Below are 21,871 nucleotides of genomic sequence, written 5' to 3'. Positions count from 1 at the left end.
AAAGAATGAATCAGAAAGAAAAGAAAATTGTCTTTATTGCGATTGCTTTCGCATTAATTTTCGGGGTAGCCCCGGCAGCTAATGCAATGCACATCATGGAAGGGTACCTTCCACCAAAATCCTGTATTATATGGGGTGTTATATGCGTTCCATTCTTAGTAGCAGGTTACTTATCAATTAAGAAAACATTAGCAAAGAACCGTAAATCCATCACTATTCTTGCTATGTCAGGCGCATTCATTTTCGTGCTTTCATCTTTAAAGATTCCGTCAGTAACAGGAAGTTGCTCACATATGACGGGTACTGGACTTGGTGCAATCTTATTCGGACCAATGGCAGTCAGCATACTGGGGATCATTGTACTACTTTTCCAGTCAATTTTGCTTGCTCATGGCGGACTGACCACTCTTGGTGCTAATACGTTTTCTATGGCTATTGCAGGACCGCTTATTACTTATGTAATCTACAAATCATGCCAGAAGCTCAAAGTCAATAAATATGTAGGTATTTTTCTGGCAGCATCAATCGGTGACTTATTAACCTATTGTGTAACAAGTTTTGAACTTGCACTTGCGTATCCGTCTGCGAACGGTGGTATCGCAGCATCTGTAGTCAAGTTCCTTGCAGTATTTGCACCGACACAGCTTCCACTGGCAATTATCGAGGGTATTCTCACCGTTGTCATCATTATGGGTCTTGAAACATATGCAAAATCCGAATTAACAGAACTTGGATTCCTAAAGGGAGGCGAAAATTAATGGTAAAGACGAAAAAAAAGGTTATCATTTTATTAATTATTGCTGCATTAATTGCCATTATACCATTATTCGCATTAAAGGGTGCTGAATTCGGTGGCTCAGATGATGCAGGAAGTAAAGTAGTTTCCGAGATTACAGGTACTGAGTATAAGCCTTGGTTTGAACCGGTTATGGAAACTTGGGTTGGCGGAGAATTACCAGGCGAAATTGAGAGTTTACTCTTTTGTCTACAGACAGGTATTGGAGTCGGTGTTCTATTCTTTTTCCTGGGAAGATTCGTAGAGAGAACTAAAAAAGAAAATCAGGGGAATAAAATTGAATAATGCTTTTTCATATAATTGGGATGAAAGTATCATTTATTGATTTAATATTATAATTATGGGTAATTAAAGTATTAATTGCTTTGGTTTAAAAGGGAAGACAGGTGGAAATCCTGCGCGGTCCCGCCGCTGTAAAAGAGGAGTCCTTATAAAAAATACCACTGGGAAACTGGGAAGGTTTTAAGGGCAATGAGACTTAAGCCAGAATACCTTTCTATAATTATACACAGTTAACTCTACGAGAGATAGGGAGGTGTTTTCAAAATATGGTGGTAAATATAGAAGAAAAATTCGAGTTGGTTAGTTATATGGCTAATATTGAAAAGGAAATTATTGAAAAAACACTGAATAAAAACGAAAATAATGTTAGCAGAACATCAAGAGAGCTAAGTATTTCAAGACAAGACCTGCAATATAAAATAAAAAAATATAATATAACCCTGAGATAATAAAGTATATGTATGCATATGCTGAAACAAGGAGATATGAATATAATGGGAAAATTAAAAAATGGATATGTTCAAATTTATACGGGGAATGGCAAGGGGAAAACAACTGCAGCTGTAGGACTAGCTGTACGTGCAGCAGGAAATGGATATACTGTATTTATGGTACAGTTTTTAAAGGGAAGTAAAACTGGTGAAATTGAAAGTGCAAAAAAACTGGCTCCATTTTTTAATATATTTAGGTTTGAGAAAAAAAGAGGGTTTTTTTGGACATTAAATGCAGAGGAAAAAAATGAATTAAAAGAAGAAGTACAAAAGGGTTATGAATTTTGCAAGGAAGCATTAAAAGAAGAAAAATGCGACATACTTATTATGGATGAGGTAATGGGAGCATTGAACAACCAACTAATAAGTGAAGAACAACTACTAGAATTAATGGATAATAAACCTGATAATATAGAGTTGATTTTAACAGGAAGAGATGTACCTAAAGCTATAATAGATAAAGCAAACCTTGTAACTGAGATGAAGGACATTAAGCATTATTTTAATGAAGGAGTACCATCTAGAGAGGGTATAGAGTTTTAACGACATTTTAGCACCGCAGGTGATGATTTAATTATGAAAAAATAAGTTAGAAGCTTAAGGCAAAAGGAATAACAAGCATAACTTATGATTGATGTATCATCATGTTTATATTGAAAATTAAATAAACGATTTATGGTTTTAAAGTTGTATCTTAAAATTAAAAGGGAAACAAGTGAAAATCTTGTACGAACCCGTCACTGTAATGAGGAGCAAATTCGCTTATATATCCACTATTTATAAAATGGGAAGGATGCGAATTGTAATGATACTAAGTCAGGAGACCTGCCATAAGTAACAATACTGATTACTCACGTGGATGTTGGGAGGTGTTATAAATATGGGTAAAATAAATAAGTTAAAGAAATTTTCATTAGATGATTTATTCAGTACTATGTATTTAAATTTAAAAAGAGCTGGTGCATATGGATGTTTCCCAGAACCGCCTCAAATTCTAAAATTAAGTTAATAATATTTAGAGTTTGAAGGGGGAATTATTATGAATATGTACAAAAACTTAGGCAAAGAATTTATTGTAAATATAACGGGAAATAGAGAAGCCGATAGGGTTATTATGAAAGAATTTAATAAAAACTCTGTTATAAATAAAGCTCAATTAAAAAAGGTTTTATGGAAGAGATTAAAAGAAACGTTTAAAAGAAAGTAATTTGATATAGCATATAAAGGTATGAGATGTTTTGCATCTCATTTAAAAGGGAATCAGGTGAAAATCCTGAACGGTCCCGCCGCTGTAATGGTGAGAAGCTTTAAATTATACCACTGACAATTTTGTTGGGAAGGATTAAAGCGACTATGATCCAAAGTCAGAAGACCTGCCTTTATTAATGCACCAAGAACGCTACGAGTGATAGGGGGTGTGACGCATATTTGTATGGAAATGCATTTTATATTTTGTGTTTTTTACAAATATAGTTAGTATTGTTGTCAAGTCCTTTAGCATAAATGCTAAAGGGCTTAATTTTTTGTGGGGGAAATTTATAATTATTTTACAGAGAAAGGTAATAAAATTGATAATTGCAAGGAGTGGAATATCATGGAGTGGCAAGAGAGATATAAAGAAAAGGTAGTTACTGCTAAAGAAGCTTCAGAAAAAATAAAAGTTGGGGATAGGGTAATTGTTGGTCACGCAGTTGGAGAACCTAAATTAGTTATAGGTGCTATGACTGAAAATAAGGAAAGGTACGGAGAAGTAGAAATAATTCACATGGTAGGTATGGGAAAAGGAACATATGCGAGGGAAGCTTTAAATAGTGTTAGAGGAGATTTAATAACTTGCTTTTTTTCGGAAATGCCAAGATTATTCAGAGAAGAGTATTTAAAGGTCAATGTAGCTATAATCCAAGTTTCGGAGCCTGATGAACATAATTTTTGTAGCTTCGGAGTTTCAAGTGCATACACTAAAGTAGCTGCAGAGTGTGCAGATATTGTTATAGCAGAAGTTAATAAGAAGATGCCAAGAGTTTTAGGAGATAATTTTATACATGTTAAAGATATAGACTACATGGTAGAGGCCGATTATAAAGTTATGGAACTAAAAAAAGGTGAAATAGGAGACGTAGAAAATGAAATAGGAAGAAACTGCTCATTAATTATAGAGGATGGATCGACATTACAACTTGGAATAGGTGCTATACCAGATGCTGTTCTTTTAAATTTAAAGGATAAAAAGGATTTAGGCATACATTCAGGGATGATATCGGATGGAGTAGTAGAACTTGTAGAAGCTGGAGTTATAAATAACAAGAGAAAAACTATTCATAAAAATAAAATAGTGGCTGCATTTTTAATGGGAACAAAGAAACTATATAATTTTGCTAATAATAACCCAATGATAGATATGTTATCTGTTGATTATGTAAATGATCCATATGTTATAAGCCAAAACGATAGAATGGTATCAATAAATTCATGTACACAAATAGATTTGATGGGACAAATAACATTAGAGCCTATAGAATTAAAGCAGTTTAGTGGACCTTGCGAACAAGTAGAGTTTATTAGAGGTGCAAATAAATCCAAAGGTGGTAAAGCGATAATAGCAGTTCTATCAACAGATTTTAATGGTAAAGTTTCTAGAATAGTTCCATTAATAGATAATGAAGCTACAGCATCGACATCAAGGGCGGATGTTCATTATGTAGTTACAGAGTATGGTATAGCGGAACTAAGGGGAAAGACATTAAAAGAAAGAGGGAGAGCTTTAATAAATATAGCTCACCCTAAATTTAGGAAAGAATTAATCAAAGAGTGGAAAAGAAGATTTAGCAGCACCGCAGGTGATGATTTAATGATTAAGAGGTCGTGTCAATGATTGGAGTGAATTAGTCGATTAATTCAATATGCTTTGGGAGGGATTTTTATTGACGTTATAATAAATAAAAAAAGTGGAGTGCCACTTTATATTCAAATTAAACAACAGATTATAGATAAAATAGAAAAAGGAACTCTCAAAGTTGGAACAAAATTACCTACAGAAAGAGAATTATCTGAAATGTTAAAAGTAAGCAGAAATACTGTAAGCACTGCGAAACTGCAATATCAACGAATATATCATAGTATACAAGCGATACACAAAGGAGAGAAAATTTAAATGAGAAAGATAATAATTATGATTTTATCAGGATTTATGGTATTTGGAGCAACTGGATGCAGCAATAAAGAGGCATCAACCGCACCTACAGAAACTAAAGTAGAAAATAGTAATAAACAGTTATCACATTATCCTGTTACAATTACAACATATAATTATGCAAAGCAACCTGTTAAAATTACTTTTGAAAAATCACCAGAAAAAGTTGTTGCAGTATATCAGAATTCAATAGAAACATTATTAGCATTAGGGTTGCAGGATAAAATAATTGCAGCATCTGGATTAGATCATGATGTTAAAGATGAATATAAAAGTGCTTTCAGCAAATTGAAGTATTATGGAAAAGCACCCGCAAAAGAAGAGGTTATTGCATTGCAACCTGATTTCATATTGAGCTGGTATTCTCTATTTGGTGAAAAAAATCTTGGAGATGTAGGGTTTTGGCATGAAAGAGGTATAAATACATATATGTCACAAAACAGTGGTGTTATTAAACCAAATACTTTACAAAATGAATATGATGATATTTTAAATATGGGTAAAATTTTCAATGTAGAGGATAGAGCTAATGAAATTGTTAACACAATGAAAAAGGAAATTGAAAAGGCTAAGGGTTTTGTTAAAGGAAAAGAAGCTGTTAAAACGGTTATTTTAGAAGCAGAAAAAGATGGAGTATATCGAATTTATGGAGAAGGCAGTATTGGTGGAGATATTGCAAAAGGCGTTGGAGCAAATTTAGTAGCAAAATCAAATGATAAAATGGGAAATGAGGATTTGATAAAGCTTAATCCTGATGTAATTTTCACTGTCTATTACGGCAAAGAAATTGATAAAGACGCTGCATTAAAAAGCATTACAAACAATCCTGGGCTTTCAAGCATTTCGGCAATAAAGTCAAAACGGGTTCATCCTATAATGTTAAGTGAAGTTTATGCTAGTGGTATTAGAACTTTAGATGGTATAGAAACAATTTCAAAAGGATTATACCCTGAATTATATGGAAATAAATAAGAATGAAGCGAATTTATAAGAATAACACACAAAATGGTTTGCTCAATGGAACACCTACTTATATATGTGTTTCCATTATACTTGTTATTATCTTGATTTTTTCCATTCTAATAACCGTAACTATGGGCTCTGTTGAGATTTCTATAAAAGATGTATATGAAATCATAATGTATAAGTTATTTAGCATTGGTGATGCAAAGTTTTTATCAAGCGGTACTATACATGATATTGTCTGGTTTATAAGGCTTCCAAGAATTATTTTGGAAGTTGCTGTAGGAATAGGTCTTTCAGTATGTGGGGTCATCATGCAAGCAATCGTAAAAAATCCATTAGCAGATCCTTATATATTAGGTATTTCTTCAGGAGCGTCGTTAGGTGCTACCTTAGCTATCCTGCTTGGGGTAGGTGTTTTTTTTGGCAGTAATTATGTAGGCATATGTGCTTTTCTAGGAGCGTTTGCAATATCAATACTTGTATTAACCCTTGCAAATGTAAATGGGAGAGCTAATTCAACAAAGCTTTTGCTGGCGGGTATGGCATTAAGTAGTGTGTGTTCAGCATTTTCAAGTTTTATTGTATACTTTGCCAATGATAGAGAGGGTATGCAGAGTATAACATATTGGCTTATGGGAAGCCTTACAGGCGCAAAATGGCAAAATATAAGAATAATTCTTCCGGTTGTAATAGTAGCTACACTATTTTTTATTACTCAATATAGAACGCTTAATTTGATGCTGCTTGGTGATGAAGTTTCTATAACTTTAGGTACAGATTTGCAGAAGTATCGACAATTTTATCTTATAATTACATCAGTTGTAATTGGATTTATTGTATATGCATCAGGGATAATTGGATTTGTGGGACTTATTATTCCTCATCTTATAAGAATGATATTTGGAACAGATCATAAAAGAATTATTCTACTATCTGCATTAACGGGAGCTATATTTTTGATTTGGTCAGATGTTTTATCTAGAATTATAATACCAGGAAGTGAACTTCCAATAGGAATATTAATTTCTATGATTGGTGCCCCAATTTTTATATATCTTATGGTAAGTAAATCATACGGATTTGGAGGTAATAATTGATGGAAATAAAGACTTTAGATGTAGAAGCTTATTTAGGTGGAAGTCATATTTTGAAGGGTTTAAGTATAAATGCAAAGAAAAAAGAATTCGTAGGCATTATAGGACCTAATGGAAGTGGTAAAAGTACACTTTTAAAATGTATATACCGAACATTACAGCCTTCTACAGGAGCTGTATTTTTAGATGATAAAAATATTAAAGATTTTGCTATGAAAGAAAGTGCAAAAAAAATGGCAGTGGTGTCTCAACATAATAATTATAATTTTGATTTTACTGTTTCGGATATGGTTCTAATGGGACGAGCACCACATAAAAAGTTTATAGAAAAAGACAATGCGGGGGATTATAAAATTATGGAAGAGTCTTTAGAAAAAGTGGGTATGACAGAGTATGCTAAACGAAGCTTTTCAACCTTATCAGGGGGAGAAAAGCAAAGAATAATTCTTGCAAGAGCCTTAGCACAAAAAACAGAATGTCTTATTTTAGACGAACCTACAAATCATCTAGATATAAAGTATCAGCTTCAGTTTATGGCTACTGTAAAGGAACTTGGTGTCACAGTTATATCTGCTATTCATGATTTAAATATTGCTGCTTTATATTGTGATAAAATTTATGCTATGAAAGCAGGTAAAATTGTTAGTTATGGAACACCGACAGAGGTCTTAACCCAAGAATTAATAAAGTCCTTGTATGAGGTTGATGCTAACGTTACAGAGGATAAAGAAACTGGTCTTTTAAATATTATGTATAAACCTTCTTATATAAAATGATAGTCTATATTGTGTTTATATCAAGTACAATTTCTTCAATTATATCTTTGATTTGCATATTCCTTGTGCCTGGCATATAAATACCATATTTGAACAAGCAAATTTTTTTATGATTGTTTGACCAAGACCTGCCCCTTGTGTGTCTATTACAGCTTACTGAAAATAAGGAAAGTTTAAATTCTAAAGGTGAAATTTGTGGAATGATTAAATACAAGATAAATATAGTTAAGTTAATCGATAATATTGTAGATTCTTAGATTAAATAAATTACTTATCTTATGTAGGTGTCATAAAATCAAACATTAATTACCTCATTTTTCAAAAAAATTCAAATAGAACACTTAATTTCGTTAAAGAAATTTTGACAATCAAGTATTTAAAATGTATACTTGGTTTATGGAATAATATAGTTTATTTAACTTAATATTGAATTTAAAGGTATGAGATGTTTTGCATTTCATTTAAAAGGGAACCAGGTGAAAGGCCTGAACGGTCCCGCCGCTGTAATGGTGAGAAGCTCTAAATTATACCACTGACAATTTTGTTGGGAAGGATTAAAGCGACTATGAGCCAAAGTCAGAAGAACTGCCTTTATTAATACACCAAGAACGCTACGAGTGATAGGGGGTGTGACGCATATTTGTATGAAAATGCATTTTATACTTTGTGTTTTTTACAAATATGGTTAGTACTGTTATCAAGCCCTTTAGCATAAATGCTAAAGGGCTTAATTTTTAGTTGAGAAAGAAATTATGATTATTTTACTGAGGAAAGGTAATATAATTGATAATTATAAGGAGGCATATTATGCAAACAAAGATAAAGGAATTTGTGCTTATAAACATAGGAATGTCTATGGTATCAGCAGGTTTATATTTCTTTTTAATGCCAAATAATTTAGCGACAGGTGGGGCGAATGGATTAGCTATAGTTATAAATAAATTTACAGGGGGATTATCCGTAGGTTGGATAATGATAATAATAAATCTTGTTTTGTTTGTAATAGCATTTATTGTTATCGGAAAGAGTTTTGGTGGAAAAAGTGTATATGCAAGCTTTGGTGTATCGGGTATTATAATTATGTTTCAAAAGTTTATACCTATTAATAATTCACTTACAGGAGATATTTTATTGGAACTTATATTTGGAATACTAATATCAGGAATAGGTATGGCTATAGTATTTAATCAAAATGCTTCAACGGGGGGTACAGATATCTTAGCTAAGATATTAAATAAATTTTTCCATATAAATCTAGGTAAAGGAGTTTTAATGTGTGATTTAATCATAACTTTAATGGCAGCTTTTGCTTTTGGAATTAAGCTATCATTATATGCAATGCTTGGAGTTATAATTAATGGTTTTCTTATAGATGACATTATAGAGGGAATAAACATGTGCAAAGAAGTTACAATTATAAGCAAGAATAGCGATAAGATAAGGAAATATATAAGAGAAGAGCTAGATAAAACATCTACTGTATATAACGGAGTAGGGGATTTTTCAGATGAGAATAAAGAAGTTGTTGTGGTTATACTAGGAAGAAGGGAATTTATAACACTTAAAAAATTCATAAAATCTGTTGACAGGGATGCTTTTGTAACAGTGAATAATATTTATGAAGTCTTTGGACATGGATTTAAGTCCTTAACACATTAAATCATCTTCTGGGAAACTGTAATATTAACTGATTTAACACTTCAGAGGTCGTAGCAATGATTGTAGTGGATTAGTCGATTAATTCAATATGCTTTGGGAGGGATTTTTATTGACGTTATAATAAATAAAAAAAGTGGAGTACCACTTTATATTCAAATTAAACAACAGATTATAGATAAAATAGAAAAAGGAACTCTCAAAGTTGGAACAAAATTACCTACAGAAAGAGAATTATCTGAAATGTTTAAAGTAAGCAGAAATACTGTAAGCACTGCATATAATGACTTGGAACAAGAGGGGGCTTTGAAAGCCCAGCAAGGCAAGGGAACGTTTGTAACTGAAGATTTTATATCTTGGGAAAGTAAAAACAAAATAATAAAATTCATTGACTTAGGACTAGGGGAAGCTCTGAAAAGTGGAATGAAACTAGAAGAGTTTTTAGAGATAGTAGATCAAAGGGTAGATGTAAAAACATATATTAGATAAAATTTAGCAATAAGAATATAGTATGATGCTGCTTGCTGATGAAGTTTCTATAACTTTAGGTACAAATTTGCAGAAGTATCGACAATTTTATCTTATAATTACATCAGTTGTAATTGGATTCATTGTATACGCATCAGTTATATTACTTTTTATATCAAGTACAATTTCTTCAATTATATCTTTGATTTGCATATTCCTTGTGCCCGGTATATAAATACCATGTTTTTGTAGTGGAAGTATATATTTGGTACAATCCATATTAAATATTGACGTGGCAATCATGGGAGTAATTTCACCGTTTATGCCACCACTACAGATTATTCCAATTGGACCGATTATACTATCAACTTTATTTTTTTTGCAAAATGAGCAAATTGATTCCGCTCCACTTATACCAATATTTGCACCAGCTCTTATCATATTTGAACAAGCAAATGTATTTGTAGCAAGTGCAATAATATAGATATCTAGGTTGATTTCTTTACGAATTTTTTTTATGATTGTTTGACCAATACCTGCCCCTTGTGCGTCTATTACAGCTATTTTCATGGTAATGCCTCCAAAAAATAAAATTTATAATGTGATGATATCTATTTTTATATACATAAACATTATTATACTATAATGTTTATGTATATTCTATTTTTAGCCCAAATAAATATTGATAGGAACAGGACTAAATTGATTTGTTAATTATATTGAAGATAAAGCTGAATTCTTTTGATAATTTTAAAATAAAAACGAAGCCTATTAATTGAACGAAGCCCAATTAAGTTATAATAATATGTTTACAATAAAAATTCTCCCATAAAGGTATTAATTTTATAATTCAAGGCAAAATAAAGAAAATGATATTAATAATATAATCGATATAAATGAAGGGGAGAATTTGGTGAAAAACGAGGAAAGTATAAAGGTTATTCCTTTAGGAGGCCTTGGAGAAATAGGTAAGAATATAACGGCCATTGAATACGCGGATGAAATCATTGTTATAGACTGTGGTATAGCATTTCCTGATGAGGGAATGTATGGTGTAGATTTAGTAATTCCAGATATAACTTATTTAAAAAATAATAGGGAAAAAGTAAAGGGTATTTTTTTAACCCATGGACATGAAGATCATATAGGGTCGCTTCCGTACATTCTAAAACAATTGAATGTGCCTATTTATGGTACTAGGTTAACATTAGGGCTAATTGAAAATAAACTAAAGGAGCACAATATATTATCTAGTTGTGAACTTCACAATGTAAATGCTGGAGAAACGATAGAACTACAAAATCTTAAAATTGAATTCATAAGGGTTACTCACAGCATAGCAGACTCCTGTGCTATTGCCATCCACTCGCCACTAGGTGTTATATTACATACTGGTGATTTCAAAATTGATTATACCCCCATTGATGGATTAGTCATGGATCTTGAACGTATCTCAAATTTAGGTAAAGAGGGCGTGCTACTTCTTATGGCGGATAGCACAAATGTGGAACGTGAAGGGCATACAATTTCTGAAAAAACTATAGGGAAGACTCTAACTAGAATAATTTCTAATGCAGAGGGAAGAGTTATTGTAGCTACATTTGCTTCAAATATTCATAGAATCCAGCAGATTGTAGACGCCTCTGTGAAATATGGTAGAAAAATTGTTTTTAGTGGAAGGAGTATGGACAATATCTCACAAGTAGCTATTGAACTCGGATATCTTCATGTACCAGAAGGTTACATTATAGGTATAGATGATATGCGGAATTACCACAATAAAAATATTACAATAATAACTACCGGAAGTCAGGGCGAACCTATGGCAGGACTTGCTAGAATGGCTTTTGCTACTCATAGGAAAATCACCCTTGAACCAGAGGATCTGTTTGTTATTTCTGCATCTCCAATTCCAGGCAATGAGAAACTTATATCTAGAGTAATCAATGAGCTATTTAAAAAAGGAGCAGAGGTAATTTATGAGGATTTAGAAGAAGTGCATGTATCCGGTCATGCCTATCAAGAAGAATTAAAATTAATTCATGCATTAGTTCATCCTAAATATTTTATGCCAGTTCATGGTGAATACAGACATTTAAGTCACCATGCTAAGTTAGCACAAAAATTAGGTATGCAAGGCAAAGATATATTTACTATGGAAACAGGTCAGGTTTTAGAACTTACAAAGGATGAAGCTACAGTAACAGGACGGGTACACACTGGATCTGTATTTGTAGATGGACTTGGTGTTGGGGATGTTGGAAGCATAGTGCTTAGAGATAGAAAGCACTTAGCGGAAGACGGCATGCTCACTGTTGTGGTTACTTTAGAACGCGAATCTTATAGTATTATTGCAGGACCAGACATAATAACTCGCGGATTTATATATGCAAAGGAATCGGATGCATTGATTAGTGAAGTAAAAGAAATTGTTAGAGTTGAACTTAATAAGTGCTTAGACAATAAAATTATTGAATGGTATGTATTGAAATCTAATATAAAAAAATCCATAGAGCGATATTTGTATGAAAAAACAAAGCGTAGACCAATTATTCTTCCAATTATTATGGAAATTTAACATAACAAAAGACTGCGCTATTAGGTGCAGTCTTAATTGTACAATAAAGTGATTTAACGTACTATTTTTTTTATAAATTCTTCAGAATTTACTATGTACCTTATATGAATTCCTTCACCTATTTTACCTATGTTATCATAGGCTTCCACCTTAAAGAATAATTTTTTACCTTCTGCCTTTGTTAATGAAGCTTCAGCTCTAACCTTCACGCCAACAGGTGTTGCCTTTATGTGTTTAACATTAATCTCTATACCAACGGTTGTGAAACCATCAGGTAGCTTTTGTTGAACGCAATTCGTTGCTACATTCTCCATTAGCGCTATCATAGCTGGAGTAGCATAAACATCTAGATTTCCAGATCCATAAGAAATTGCTGTGTCACTGCTGTTAACAGTCTGCTCCATAGTAAATTTCAAGTCTTTATTAAAATTGAATTCCAATTTCATCACTCCATTCTGTTAATTATTTTTAACTATACCAATACCTTATTATACCATGTTAACATTACTTTTGATTATTATTTATTTGGCATTTATTAGCCTTGGATTATCGGATTCATTATAAGGCTAAGCATATGAGTTGGATTCATTGTTTTTGGGGCGTTGGTGCAACTTTAGAGCCGGTTATCATGCCTTTATATATATCTAAGAATAATGAATGGGAAAAAGGAAGAGGATATTTTATAATTTCAATAATCCAGTGTTGTCTAGTATTTGTACTTTTTATAACACTACAATTATGGAAGAAAATAGAGAGAAAATATGATGAAACTTTATAAATGAGAGCGACATCAAAAAAAGAATCCCATTACTGGAATTCTATTGTTTAGATTGTTATATGATTTTTTTAAAAATATTCAAATTGAAATAATATCATATCGATTAATTCATTTCTTACTGTTTTGGCTAATCATTTAGCTACATCTATACAGTTTTCTTTGAATTTCAGAATTACTATAATTATACAACTCTACTAATTTTATTCCTTTAGAATCAATGTGTATTTTATCTTCACAAATCATAACTACATTATTATTATATTTAGAGCTACGACTTCCACATTTTACAAAGGCTTCTTTTTCTTCATATTTTACAAAACCCAATCTTTTTAATTTTCCTAAATAGGAAGCAAATTCTTGATTCTTGTCTTTTGGGTGTTCCTCTGTTAAATTGTAATTTTCAATTTCAAATGACATTCCTGGCAACATATCAGCATCGTAAATGTCAATTAGCATTTCACTTTCTAATGTATTTAATTCCATATATTCCCCTCCCGCTATAGTATAAAACAATATCTGTTAGATAGTTTACATATAAAGGTAAAATGCCTATCCACAATATTTTAATTATACCACAAGGTAATACAATATTTTGTAATATTGTGTTATCATTGGAAAAAAAATATTCTGCAAATTTCTGCAATATTCTTAAAAATATGCAAGGTTTATTTTTGTTATAATATGAAATTGCCAATTACCAATTATAGAAGTGGGAGACTTTCCTTCTGAAATGTCGTTGAATTCTATATTTTTGATAATTCTACTAGCGCACATCCCTCTATTACTTGCATTGTATTTGATTTACAAAAGTCAATTATTTCAGGGCTTTCAGCCCCCGGCTGAATAAGTATTTTATCTATGTTTAACTCATGAGCTTCATGAAGAATTTTAATACCTTTATATGGGTTAATGCATAAATCTAAAACTTCTACCTTGTAGGGTATATCACTTAGGCTGTTATAAATCCCTTCATTTTCAATAGATGGATTTACACCTACTGCATTAAATCCGTCTCTTTTCAAAGAATTCAATATTTTATAAGCATATTTTGAAGGGGTTAATACATCCCCAACTACAACCCAGTTTTTATAATCTAAAAATCGACTAGCATTCAATGGTATCATCTCCTAATAAAATTAGTATTTATAAGAACCTTTATATTATATTTTTCCAATTCTGATTTTAAAACTCCACATAATGGACGAATCCAATCTTCTGGAATTCCTAAGACTTAGTACCTGGTGCTATTCCACTATCTGCATCACCCATTTCATTCTAAATTTTTTTATAATATTATTATTCCCTTTTTCATTCAGGATTATTTTTTAGCTGAAATTTTAAAATCATCACTTACAGAGCTGTTCATCACCTTCGCTAGAAAACATAAAAAAAAATAAATAGGCATTATATGCCTATTTAATCTTTATAGAATCAATTATATGTTTTACATTATCGATAATTGGATTTATTACCTGTAAAAGATAGCTAAGAAAATCGGTTAACACAGGTATTGTAATACCTATTTGTTGAAGGACATATATTAAAAGGAATATACCAAGTGTAATACTTAATATCCTTCCAAATATTTTAAATACTGAAATACCAAGATAAGCAAGTAATATAGCTAATGCAATCATAATAATGGTATTCAGATTAATATTAGAAAAATCAACGTTCATAAACACACCTCCATTATTTATAAAATTATAACTTAAACTTTATGGGTTGGCAAAGGTAAAATATCCTAAAGCCTAAGTTAAGGGTATGTGAAAATGTATTGACATAAAATATTTATGGGATTATAATATAATTCGCAAGCTAAATATACGTATGCGAAATATTAGTAGACGAAATACATTTAAGGGGGTAATTAAGTGGAAAAAATAAATGAGAGCGTAGAAGTTGCAAGACTTTTTCAAGAGGTCATGCAGCTATTTAAACATAATATGAGTAAAGTTCTTTGTGACACAGGTATTTCTGCGCCTCAAGGTATGGTTTTGGGGCTTTTAAGGAAAAAAAAGAAACTTAAGATAACAGAACTTAGCAATGAGCTTTGTTTATCAAATAGTACAGTCTCTGGAATTATTGATAGGCTTGAGAAGCAGGAAATGGTAGTAAGAGAAAGAAGCGATGTGGATAAGAGGGTAGTTTACGTAAGTATATCACCAAACTTTAAAGAGATGCATAAAAATTTTCATAACCAATTTGAAAAAAACATTGCAGATATAATGAGTAAGGGAAGTACAGAAGAACTTCATAAAATATTTGAAGGCTTAGATACACTTAAGAAGCTTTTAAATGACCAACAAAAATAATGCAATAACAATGCAATAACAATGAATGGAGATGATACTTTTGATTAAATTGTTTAGATTTTTAAAAGAATACACATTGCAAATAGTGCTAATAGTTATATTGATTTTTACTCAAGTGCTTGCAAATCTATATTTGCCAACATTAATGGCTGATATAGTTGATAAAGGTATAGTACACAAGGATATAGTTCAAACTATTTCATTTTTAGGATTTAGTGGAACTTATAAAGGAATAGATTATATTATTAGAATAGGTGGACTTATGCTATTAATCTCAGCAGGCGGTGTTATATGCTCAGTTGTAGCTGCATTCCTATCGTCAAGAACTGCTGTAGGACTTGGTAGGATTATTCGTAATAAATTATTTGCTAAAGTCGAAGGATTTTCGCTTCATGAGTTTGATAAGGTAGGTACTGCCACCCTTATAACAAGGACTACAAATGACGTTACTCAGGTTCAAACGGCAACAGTAATGATTTTTTCTATTATGCTTTTTGCCCCTTTAACCGCCCTAGGTGGTGTTGTTATGGCTTTAAGAGAGGATGCATCACTAACCTGGATTTTTGCAGTTGTAGTTCCGCTTCTTGGGATTATTATTGGAGTAACTCTTAAATTCGCTATGCCATTATTTAAATTAATGCAAGTGAAAATAGACAAATTAAATCTTGTATTACGTGAAGGACTTACTGGTATTAGGGTTGTACGTGCATTTAACCGTATAGATACTGAAAAGGATAGATTTGATGATGCTAACATTGATCTTATGAATAATGCTGTAAAGGTGAATAAAATTATGGCGTTTTTATTGCCAGTAATGATGTTAATTATGAATGTCACAACGGTTGCTATTATTTGGTTCGGTGCTAAAAGAATAGATGCTGGAAGCATGGAAGTTGGTTCATTAATAGCATTTATACAATATGGAATGCAAATTTTAATGGGATTCTTAATGCTTGCTATGGTATTTATAATGATACCAAGAGCGCAAGCATCTGCAATAAGAATAAATGAAGTATTAGAAATGGAATCTGAAATTATTGATCCAAAGATTATTAAATTAGCTGATAAACAAAGTGGATATGTTGAGTTTAAGGATGTAACATTTAGCTATCCAGGTGCAGATCAGCCGGCCATTAGTAATATAACATTTAGTGCAAGGCCTGGTGAAACAACAGCTATTATTGGTGGTACAGGTTCTGGTAAATCAACTCTTATAAACTTAATACCACGTTTTTATGATGCAACTAGTGGCCAGGTATTGGTTGATGGAGTAGATGTTCGCGAAATGAGTCAGGAAGCTCTAAGGTCTAAGATTGGTTTTGTTCCTCAAAATACTGTACTCTTTTCTGGAACTATTGCCGAGAATATTAAATACGGCAAGGATAATGCTACTATTGAAGAAATTCAGCATGCAGCTACGGTAGCACAAGCTACAGATTTTGTTAATGGAATGAAAGAAGGATATGACCATCTTATTGCCCAAGGAGGAACGAATGTTTCCGGTGGACAAAAGCAACGCCTTTCTATAGCGCGTGCCTTAGTTAGAAAACCTGGAATATATATTTTTGATGATAGTTTTTCAGCACTTGATTTTAAAACTGATGCAAAACTACGTGCAGCACTTAAAAAAGAAACAGCAAAATCTACAGTAATAATTATTGCCCAAAGAGTTGCAACAGTTATGGATGCGGATAGAATTATAGTAATAGATGATGGTAAAATTGCAGGAATGGGAACTCACAAGGAACTTTTAACTAGTTGTAAGGTATATCATGAGATTGTATCTTCACAGCTTTCAGAGGAGGAATTATCATGAGTGAAAACAACAAGAATAACAAATCAGGCGGAGGTTCGGGACGCCAAGGTGGTGGCCCAATGGGATCCTTCGCAGGTCCTGTAGTGAAAGCAAAGGACTTCAAAGGTACATTAAAAAGGCTTTTAAGTTATTTAAAGCCTCAAAGAACTAATTTTATTCTGGTATTTATATTTGCGATCATAAGCACTATTTTTACAATAGTTGGGCCTAAGATATCAGGAAAAGCTATAGATAGATTAGTTCAAGGTATAATGAATAAATTTGCTCTACTTCAACTACATGCTCAGCAGGGCAAAATAGCAGATTTAATAAAGTCTGATCCAGCAGCTGCAAAGAGTCCCAAAGTAATTGAGGGCCTCGCTCAAATTAAAACTGGAATTTCTAAAATAATGAATGTAAATGGTGGAAAGATAGATTTCACATACATTAGAAATATTATTATTTTATTAATTGCATTATATTTAGTAAGTACAGCTTTTGCGTTTCTTCAACAATATATAATGGCTGGAGTTGCACAGAAAACTGTTTATAATTTGCGTAAGGAAGTTGAAAATAAGCTTTCGCGGTTACCACTTAAATTTTTTGATTCAAGAACTCATGGTGAGATATTAAGTCGTGTAACAAATGATGTTGATAATATATCAACAACGCTTCAACAAAGTCTTACACAGCTTATTACGTCTATTGTTACAATAGTAGGTATTATCATTATGATGCTCACAATAAGCCCATTAATGACGCTGGTTGTTATTTTAACTTTGCCACTGTATATTGTTGTGACAGCTTTTGTAGCAAAAAGATCTCAAAAATATTTTGCAGCTCAGCAGAAAGAAATTGGAGAACTTAATGGCCATGTTGAAGAGATGTATACTGGTCATAAAATTGTTAAATCTTTTGGACATGAGAAGGATTCAATACAAGAGTTTAGAAATATTAATGATAGGTTATACAATGCAGGTTGGAAAGCTCAGTTCATATCTGGGATAATAATGCCTATGATGAGATTTGTTAGTAATATAGGTTATGTAGTAGTCTGCGTTGTTGGTGGATATTTAGCAACCCAAGGGAAAATTACTATAGGTAATATACAAGCCTTTATTCAATATTCTAGTCAGTTTACTCAACCAATAGTTCAAACTGCAAATATTGCAAATATTATTCAATCAACGGTAGCTTCAGCTGAACGTATTTTTGAATTACTTGATGAAGTTGAGGAGATTGTAGAAACTAATAATTCTAAGGTAATTGAGATTCCGAAGGGCGAAGTTAAGTTTGAAAATGTTGACTTTAGCTATAAATCAGATGAACCTCTTATTAAGAATATGAACCTTGATGTAAAACGAGGTCATACAATTGCAATAGTTGGACCAACAGGTGCTGGTAAAACTACACTTGTTAACTTACTAATGAGGTTCTATGAGATAGATGCGGGTAGGATTACAGTTGATGGAGTGGACATAAGAGATATAAAACGTGGAGAACTACGAAGTATGTTTGGTATGGTACTCCAAGATACTTGGCTCTTTAATGGTACTATAATGGAAAACATTGCTTATGGCAGAGAAGGAGCAACAGATGATGACGTTATTAAAGCTGCAAGAGCAGCTCATGCGCATCACTTTATTAAGACTCTTCCTGATGGATATAATACAATACTAAATGAAGAAGCTTCAAATATATCACAGGGTCAAAAACAACTTCTTACTATAGCTAGGGCAATACTTGCAAATCCAACTATTATGATACTTGATGAAGCTACAAGTAGCGTTGACTCAAGAACAGAGGTTTATATACAAAGGGCTATGACAGAACTTATGCAAAATAGAACAAGTTTTGTAATTGCACATAGACTTTCTACAATTAAAGATGCAGAGTTAATATTAGTTATGAATAAAGGAAGTATTATTGAGATGGGGAGTCATAATGAACTTCTTGCTAAGAATGGCTTCTATGCAGATCTTTATAATAGTCAGTTTAGTGGAGCAAACTTAGATAATGAAGTAGTATAAATAAAAGAATAATGATAAATGAAATTTTTAAATACCCTATAGAGTAGACAAGTAAAAAAAAGTCTGCCCTATAGGGCATTTTTATGTGTAATTAGCAAGGGTTGCTAGCATACAAAATGTTAAATGGTTTGTGAATTATTGAGTAGATATGTGTTGAAAATTTATAATGTCACGATATGCTAATAATAAAAATATAATATAGTGAGGTGGTAATTTAATGAGTCAAAATTGTAAAAATATATACGAATCACTTTCAAAAACTGTTAATATTCCTATAGAGCTGTACGAATCTATGCGTGGACAATATTTTATTGGGTATGCTGATGACTGTGCGCCACGAAAGCGTGGTAATCAACTCGCAAGAGTTGATTAATATAGCTGTGCTATACAGATGATGGAGGAAGGTCCTCCGAAATCGCCATGCAGGTGGAGATTTCAAACTACCTTAAGGTGCTGTAATCAAAAGTTATGGTGCTTAGCGTTAAGGAAAAGGCAGAGGTAAATCTGTCAAGTATGTACTAAAGAGATGAACGAGCATGTGAATCACTTACGAAAATGTCGAAAGCGTAGAGACTCCATCAAAACCAGGGGGTAGTCGTTAACTTGGGATAAGCCTAGAGGAAACCTGTTTACTGGCTAGGCGGTGGGCGGCATAAAGGTGGCATGACTTTAGTATGGGCATTTGTATGGAACGTGGGAACCTACGGCTTGATGTTAAGAGAGTATTTCAAGCAGAAGAACTGTGAGAAAAGAGTATCGATGCAAGCATAGGGGCAGATTGGGTCGTAGTAGTGAAGAAACTTCTGTAATGGAAGTGGAGCAAAGGACTTCAAGTTATTCAGTTTCAGAAATAAGTCAACTTTGAAAAGGAGGAGGAGCTTATGATGGACAGTCAATTGAATTTGATGATTTTATAACAAAAGAATTCAAAACAATTCCGTGGGCAAGATACGCAGATGATGGAATAGCACACTGTGTATCCCTAAAACAGGCTAAATATCTACAAAGACGGTTGCAAGAAAGGTTCGAAGAATACGGATTGCAACTGAACCTTGATAAAACAAAGATTGTATACTGTAAAGATGATGATAGAAAGGGAGATTATCCAAATATATCATTTGACTTCCTAGGGTATACATTTAAGCCTAGAGGCGCAAAAAGTAAATATGGAAAGTATTTTACAAGTTTCTTACCAGCGATAGCAGATAATGCAAAGAAAAGAATTAGGAAAGAAGTAAGAAGTTGGAGAGTACAGTTGAAGGTAGATAAAGACTTGTGGGATATATCAAGTATGTTTAATAAAAAGATACAGGGGTGGATTAACTATTATACACATTTCTATAAAACGGAAATGTATTCAGTATTAAGATATATCAATAATGCTTTAGTAAAATGGGTTCGAAGAAAGTATAAGAAACGAAAACATAAACGAAGAGCAGAATATTGGTTGGGAAGTATTGCGAAAAGAGATAGAAATTTGTTTGCACACTGGAAAATGGGAATATTACCAACGACTGAATGATGGGAGCCGTATGAGCTGAGAGGTTCACGTACGGTTCTGAGAGAAACTAAGGGTGAAGTTCCCTTGGTTTACTTACTTAGTATTTGGAAAAGGTACAAGTGCCTGGGCAAGATTATACAATCCAATTAATTAAGGTGTTATTTTACATGTGAATGTCTGGACTGTAACTGATGTTGTAGAGTCAGCTTTCCGTGCACAGTTTTGGTTTAATGCAACTCCTCCTGAGTCAGATGTTAAATATGCACTTGTAACTCCTACAAATTTAAATATCAAACCACAACCTAGAGCAAAGGTGAAATTAGAGTACGCATCTAATGTTATGGGTGAGCCAATTGGAGGAATTAAAGCATTTGTAAGACGTGCCCAGCCCGAAGCAACATTGGTGGAAACTTCTTAGTATTTCTATCAAATCCAGAAACACTAGAACTCTTAACTTCGGGTAGGATAGCTTTTGGTTGGTGGGAAGAAAGCATAAGCAACAAATGCAAATATAATGATTAATAAAATATTTGTATGAGGTTGATGCTAAAGTTATGGAGGATAAGGAAACGTGTCTTTTAAATACAATTTATAAACCTTATTATATAAAAGGATAATTTCATTAGGATTTTCGTTATGACTCAGGCATTCGCAAAAATTAATTCGCTTTTCTAAGCTACAAATGCGTACTTTATAAATCATACAAATAAAAAAAGACCATTAAATAGTATAACTATTTAATGGTCTTTTTTTAATTATAAAACTGAAATGTTTTCTGCTTGTGGTCCTTTAGGTCCTTTAACGATGTCAAAAGAAACTCTTTGACCTTCATCAAGTGATTTGTAACCATCTGAATTTATTTGAGAAAAGTGTGCGAAAACATCTACTCCGTCTTCTCCTGTAATAAAACCAAATCCTTTTTCTCCATTAAACCATTTAACTGTACCATTCATATAATGTATACCTCCGAAATTTTATTTTCTTAAATGCTTTGTAATAGCTCACTAATAAAATTTCGATATTAAAATACTATATTTAAAAGTACCAATTGAAATATATATGTGCTACATTAATTACTATTCATTTAAGTCAATTCTTATGTTATCACAGTTTATTATAAAAAGCAAGTTATATTAACTAATCGCTTTATGTTTA

At 32.3% G+C, this 21,871-nt stretch carries 27 protein-coding genes and 4 riboswitches; of the genes, 21 read left to right on the top strand and 6 right to left on the bottom strand.

The window, feature by feature from the left end; genetic code table 11:
* The first annotated feature begins 5 nt into the window (after window positions 1-5).
* The 13 genes from ACWJJ7_RS09145 (at window position 6) to ACWJJ7_RS09085 (ending at window position 9,740) form a co-directional block, all read left to right on the top strand.
* Complete coding sequence (locus tag ACWJJ7_RS09145) at window positions 6-758, top strand: energy-coupling factor ABC transporter permease (RefSeq protein WP_462961845.1); 753 nt, start codon at window positions 6-8, stop codon at window positions 756-758.
* Window positions 758-1,081, top strand: coding sequence for an energy-coupling factor ABC transporter substrate-binding protein (locus ACWJJ7_RS09140; protein WP_462961844.1), 324 nt, complete (start codon window positions 758-760; stop codon window positions 1,079-1,081). The genes ACWJJ7_RS09145 and ACWJJ7_RS09140 overlap by 1 nt, the downstream gene beginning before the upstream one ends.
* Before the next feature lie 40 nt (window positions 1,082-1,121).
* Window positions 1,122-1,310, top strand: a riboswitch (cobalamin riboswitch).
* A 34-nt stretch (window positions 1,311-1,344) separates the two neighbouring features.
* Complete coding sequence (locus tag ACWJJ7_RS09135; RefSeq protein ID WP_462961843.1) at window positions 1,345-1,527, top strand: helix-turn-helix domain-containing protein; 183 nt, start codon at window positions 1,345-1,347, stop codon at window positions 1,525-1,527.
* 45 nt (window positions 1,528-1,572) lie between these two features.
* A complete protein-coding gene (locus tag ACWJJ7_RS09130; RefSeq protein ID WP_462961842.1) occupies window positions 1,573-2,112 on the top strand; it encodes a cob(I)yrinic acid a,c-diamide adenosyltransferase in 540 nt (179 codons plus the stop codon).
* A 116-nt stretch (window positions 2,113-2,228) separates the two neighbouring features.
* Window positions 2,229-2,416: riboswitch (cobalamin riboswitch) on the top strand.
* Between the two features lie 33 nt (window positions 2,417-2,449).
* Window positions 2,450-2,578, top strand: coding sequence for a hypothetical protein (locus ACWJJ7_RS09125; RefSeq protein ID WP_462961841.1), 129 nt, complete (start codon window positions 2,450-2,452; stop codon window positions 2,576-2,578).
* Between the two features lie 30 nt (window positions 2,579-2,608).
* Window positions 2,609-2,776: a hypothetical protein gene (locus tag ACWJJ7_RS09120; RefSeq protein WP_462961840.1), complete on the top strand. Its 168-nt coding sequence runs from the start codon at window positions 2,609-2,611 to the stop codon at window positions 2,774-2,776.
* A riboswitch (cobalamin riboswitch) is annotated at window positions 2,777-2,964 on the top strand.
* A 199-nt stretch (window positions 2,965-3,163) separates the two neighbouring features.
* Window positions 3,164-4,441, top strand: coding sequence for an acetyl-CoA hydrolase/transferase family protein (locus ACWJJ7_RS09115; RefSeq protein ID WP_462961839.1), 1,278 nt, complete (start codon window positions 3,164-3,166; stop codon window positions 4,439-4,441).
* A gap of 33 nt (window positions 4,442-4,474) precedes the next feature.
* Entirely contained in the window at window positions 4,475-4,720 is a 246-nt protein-coding gene (locus ACWJJ7_RS09110; protein ID WP_462961838.1) for a GntR family transcriptional regulator, read from the top strand.
* Window positions 4,721-5,731 carry an ABC transporter substrate-binding protein gene (locus tag ACWJJ7_RS09105; RefSeq protein WP_462961837.1) on the top strand — a complete coding sequence of 337 codons (1,011 nt, stop codon included), beginning with the start codon at window positions 4,721-4,723 and terminating at the stop codon, window positions 5,729-5,731.
* Window positions 5,732-5,733: 2 nt separating this feature from the next.
* A complete protein-coding gene (locus ACWJJ7_RS09100) occupies window positions 5,734-6,822 on the top strand; it encodes a FecCD family ABC transporter permease (protein WP_462961836.1) in 1,089 nt (362 codons plus the stop codon).
* The gene (locus ACWJJ7_RS09095) at window positions 6,822-7,595 is read left to right on the top strand and encodes an ABC transporter ATP-binding protein (RefSeq protein ID WP_462964969.1); all 774 of its coding nucleotides are present in this window, start codon (window positions 6,822-6,824) and stop codon (window positions 7,593-7,595) included. The genes ACWJJ7_RS09100 and ACWJJ7_RS09095 overlap by 1 nt, the downstream gene beginning before the upstream one ends.
* Window positions 7,596-8,014: 419 nt before the next feature.
* Window positions 8,015-8,202, top strand: a riboswitch (cobalamin riboswitch).
* Window positions 8,203-8,402: 200 nt separating this feature from the next.
* The gene (locus ACWJJ7_RS09090; protein ID WP_462961835.1) at window positions 8,403-9,254 is read left to right on the top strand and encodes a YitT family protein; all 852 of its coding nucleotides are present in this window, start codon (window positions 8,403-8,405) and stop codon (window positions 9,252-9,254) included.
* A gap of 93 nt (window positions 9,255-9,347) precedes the next feature.
* On the top strand, window positions 9,348-9,740 hold the full coding sequence (locus ACWJJ7_RS09085; RefSeq protein WP_462961834.1) for a GntR family transcriptional regulator: 393 nt from the start codon (window positions 9,348-9,350) through the stop codon (window positions 9,738-9,740).
* 87 nt (window positions 9,741-9,827) lie between these two features.
* Here ACWJJ7_RS09085 and ACWJJ7_RS09080 read toward each other — a convergent pair whose 3' ends face one another.
* Entirely contained in the window at window positions 9,828-10,289 is a 462-nt protein-coding gene (locus ACWJJ7_RS09080) for a DUF3842 family protein (RefSeq protein WP_462961833.1), read from the bottom strand.
* A 343-nt stretch (window positions 10,290-10,632) separates the two neighbouring features.
* On the opposite strand from ACWJJ7_RS09080, the gene ACWJJ7_RS09075 reads away from it, so the two are divergent.
* Window positions 10,633-12,297, top strand: a complete 1,665-nt coding sequence (locus tag ACWJJ7_RS09075; protein ID WP_462961832.1) for a ribonuclease J — start codon at window positions 10,633-10,635, stop codon at window positions 12,295-12,297.
* Window positions 12,298-12,350: 53 nt separating this feature from the next.
* Here ACWJJ7_RS09075 and ACWJJ7_RS09070 read toward each other — a convergent pair whose 3' ends face one another.
* Window positions 12,351-12,737, bottom strand: coding sequence for a thioesterase family protein (locus tag ACWJJ7_RS09070; protein WP_462961831.1), 387 nt, complete (start codon window positions 12,735-12,737; stop codon window positions 12,351-12,353).
* Window positions 12,738-12,871: 134 nt separating this feature from the next.
* Here ACWJJ7_RS09070 and ACWJJ7_RS09065 point away from each other — a divergent pair, with 134 nt between their 5' ends.
* Window positions 12,872-13,075, top strand: a complete 204-nt coding sequence (locus ACWJJ7_RS09065) for a hypothetical protein (protein ID WP_462961830.1) — start codon at window positions 12,872-12,874, stop codon at window positions 13,073-13,075.
* A gap of 135 nt (window positions 13,076-13,210) precedes the next feature.
* Here ACWJJ7_RS09065 and ACWJJ7_RS09060 read toward each other — a convergent pair whose 3' ends face one another.
* From ACWJJ7_RS09060 to ACWJJ7_RS09050, 3 genes are all read right to left on the bottom strand, one after another.
* Complete coding sequence (locus tag ACWJJ7_RS09060; RefSeq protein ID WP_462961829.1) at window positions 13,211-13,558, bottom strand: hypothetical protein; 348 nt, start codon at window positions 13,556-13,558, stop codon at window positions 13,211-13,213.
* Window positions 13,559-13,818: 260 nt separating this feature from the next.
* Window positions 13,819-14,190 (bottom strand): CoA-binding protein, encoded by a 372-nt coding sequence (locus ACWJJ7_RS09055; protein ID WP_462961828.1) that lies wholly within the window; start codon window positions 14,188-14,190, stop codon window positions 13,819-13,821.
* Window positions 14,191-14,487: 297 nt separating this feature from the next.
* Window positions 14,488-14,754: a hypothetical protein gene (locus tag ACWJJ7_RS09050; RefSeq protein ID WP_462961827.1), complete on the bottom strand. Its 267-nt coding sequence runs from the start codon at window positions 14,752-14,754 to the stop codon at window positions 14,488-14,490.
* 195 nt (window positions 14,755-14,949) lie between these two features.
* Between ACWJJ7_RS09050 and ACWJJ7_RS09045 the strand changes: the two genes are divergently transcribed.
* The 6 genes from ACWJJ7_RS09045 to ACWJJ7_RS09020 all read left to right on the top strand — a co-directional run bounded on the left by ACWJJ7_RS09045 (window position 14,950) and on the right by ACWJJ7_RS09020 (window position 21,134).
* Window positions 14,950-15,390, top strand: coding sequence for a MarR family winged helix-turn-helix transcriptional regulator (locus tag ACWJJ7_RS09045; RefSeq protein ID WP_462961826.1), 441 nt, complete (start codon window positions 14,950-14,952; stop codon window positions 15,388-15,390).
* 40 nt (window positions 15,391-15,430) lie between these two features.
* Window positions 15,431-17,206, top strand: coding sequence for an ABC transporter ATP-binding protein (locus tag ACWJJ7_RS09040; RefSeq protein ID WP_462961825.1), 1,776 nt, complete (start codon window positions 15,431-15,433; stop codon window positions 17,204-17,206).
* Window positions 17,203-19,215, top strand: coding sequence for an ABC transporter ATP-binding protein (locus ACWJJ7_RS09035; protein WP_462964903.1), 2,013 nt, complete (start codon window positions 17,203-17,205; stop codon window positions 19,213-19,215). The genes ACWJJ7_RS09040 and ACWJJ7_RS09035 overlap by 4 nt, the downstream gene beginning before the upstream one ends.
* Window positions 19,216-19,432: 217 nt before the next feature.
* Window positions 19,433-19,588, top strand: coding sequence for a hypothetical protein (locus ACWJJ7_RS09030; protein WP_462964902.1), 156 nt, complete (start codon window positions 19,433-19,435; stop codon window positions 19,586-19,588).
* 522 nt (window positions 19,589-20,110) lie between these two features.
* Window positions 20,111-20,737, top strand: coding sequence for a group II intron maturase-specific domain-containing protein (locus ACWJJ7_RS09025; RefSeq protein ID WP_462964968.1), 627 nt, complete (start codon window positions 20,111-20,113; stop codon window positions 20,735-20,737).
* 139 nt (window positions 20,738-20,876) lie between these two features.
* Window positions 20,877-21,134: a DUF6143 family protein gene (locus tag ACWJJ7_RS09020; protein ID WP_462964967.1), complete on the top strand. Its 258-nt coding sequence runs from the start codon at window positions 20,877-20,879 to the stop codon at window positions 21,132-21,134.
* Between the two features lie 337 nt (window positions 21,135-21,471).
* Here the strand turns inward: ACWJJ7_RS09020 and ACWJJ7_RS09015 are convergent, their stop codons facing one another.
* Window positions 21,472-21,669 carry a cold shock domain-containing protein gene (locus ACWJJ7_RS09015; RefSeq protein WP_165413285.1) on the bottom strand — a complete coding sequence of 66 codons (198 nt, stop codon included), beginning with the start codon at window positions 21,667-21,669 and terminating at the stop codon, window positions 21,472-21,474.
* Window positions 21,670-21,871 lie beyond the last annotated feature (202 nt).

This window comes from Clostridium sp. CM042 (assembly GCF_055080995.1).
This window is presented reverse-complemented; position numbering and strand designations above follow the sequence as displayed.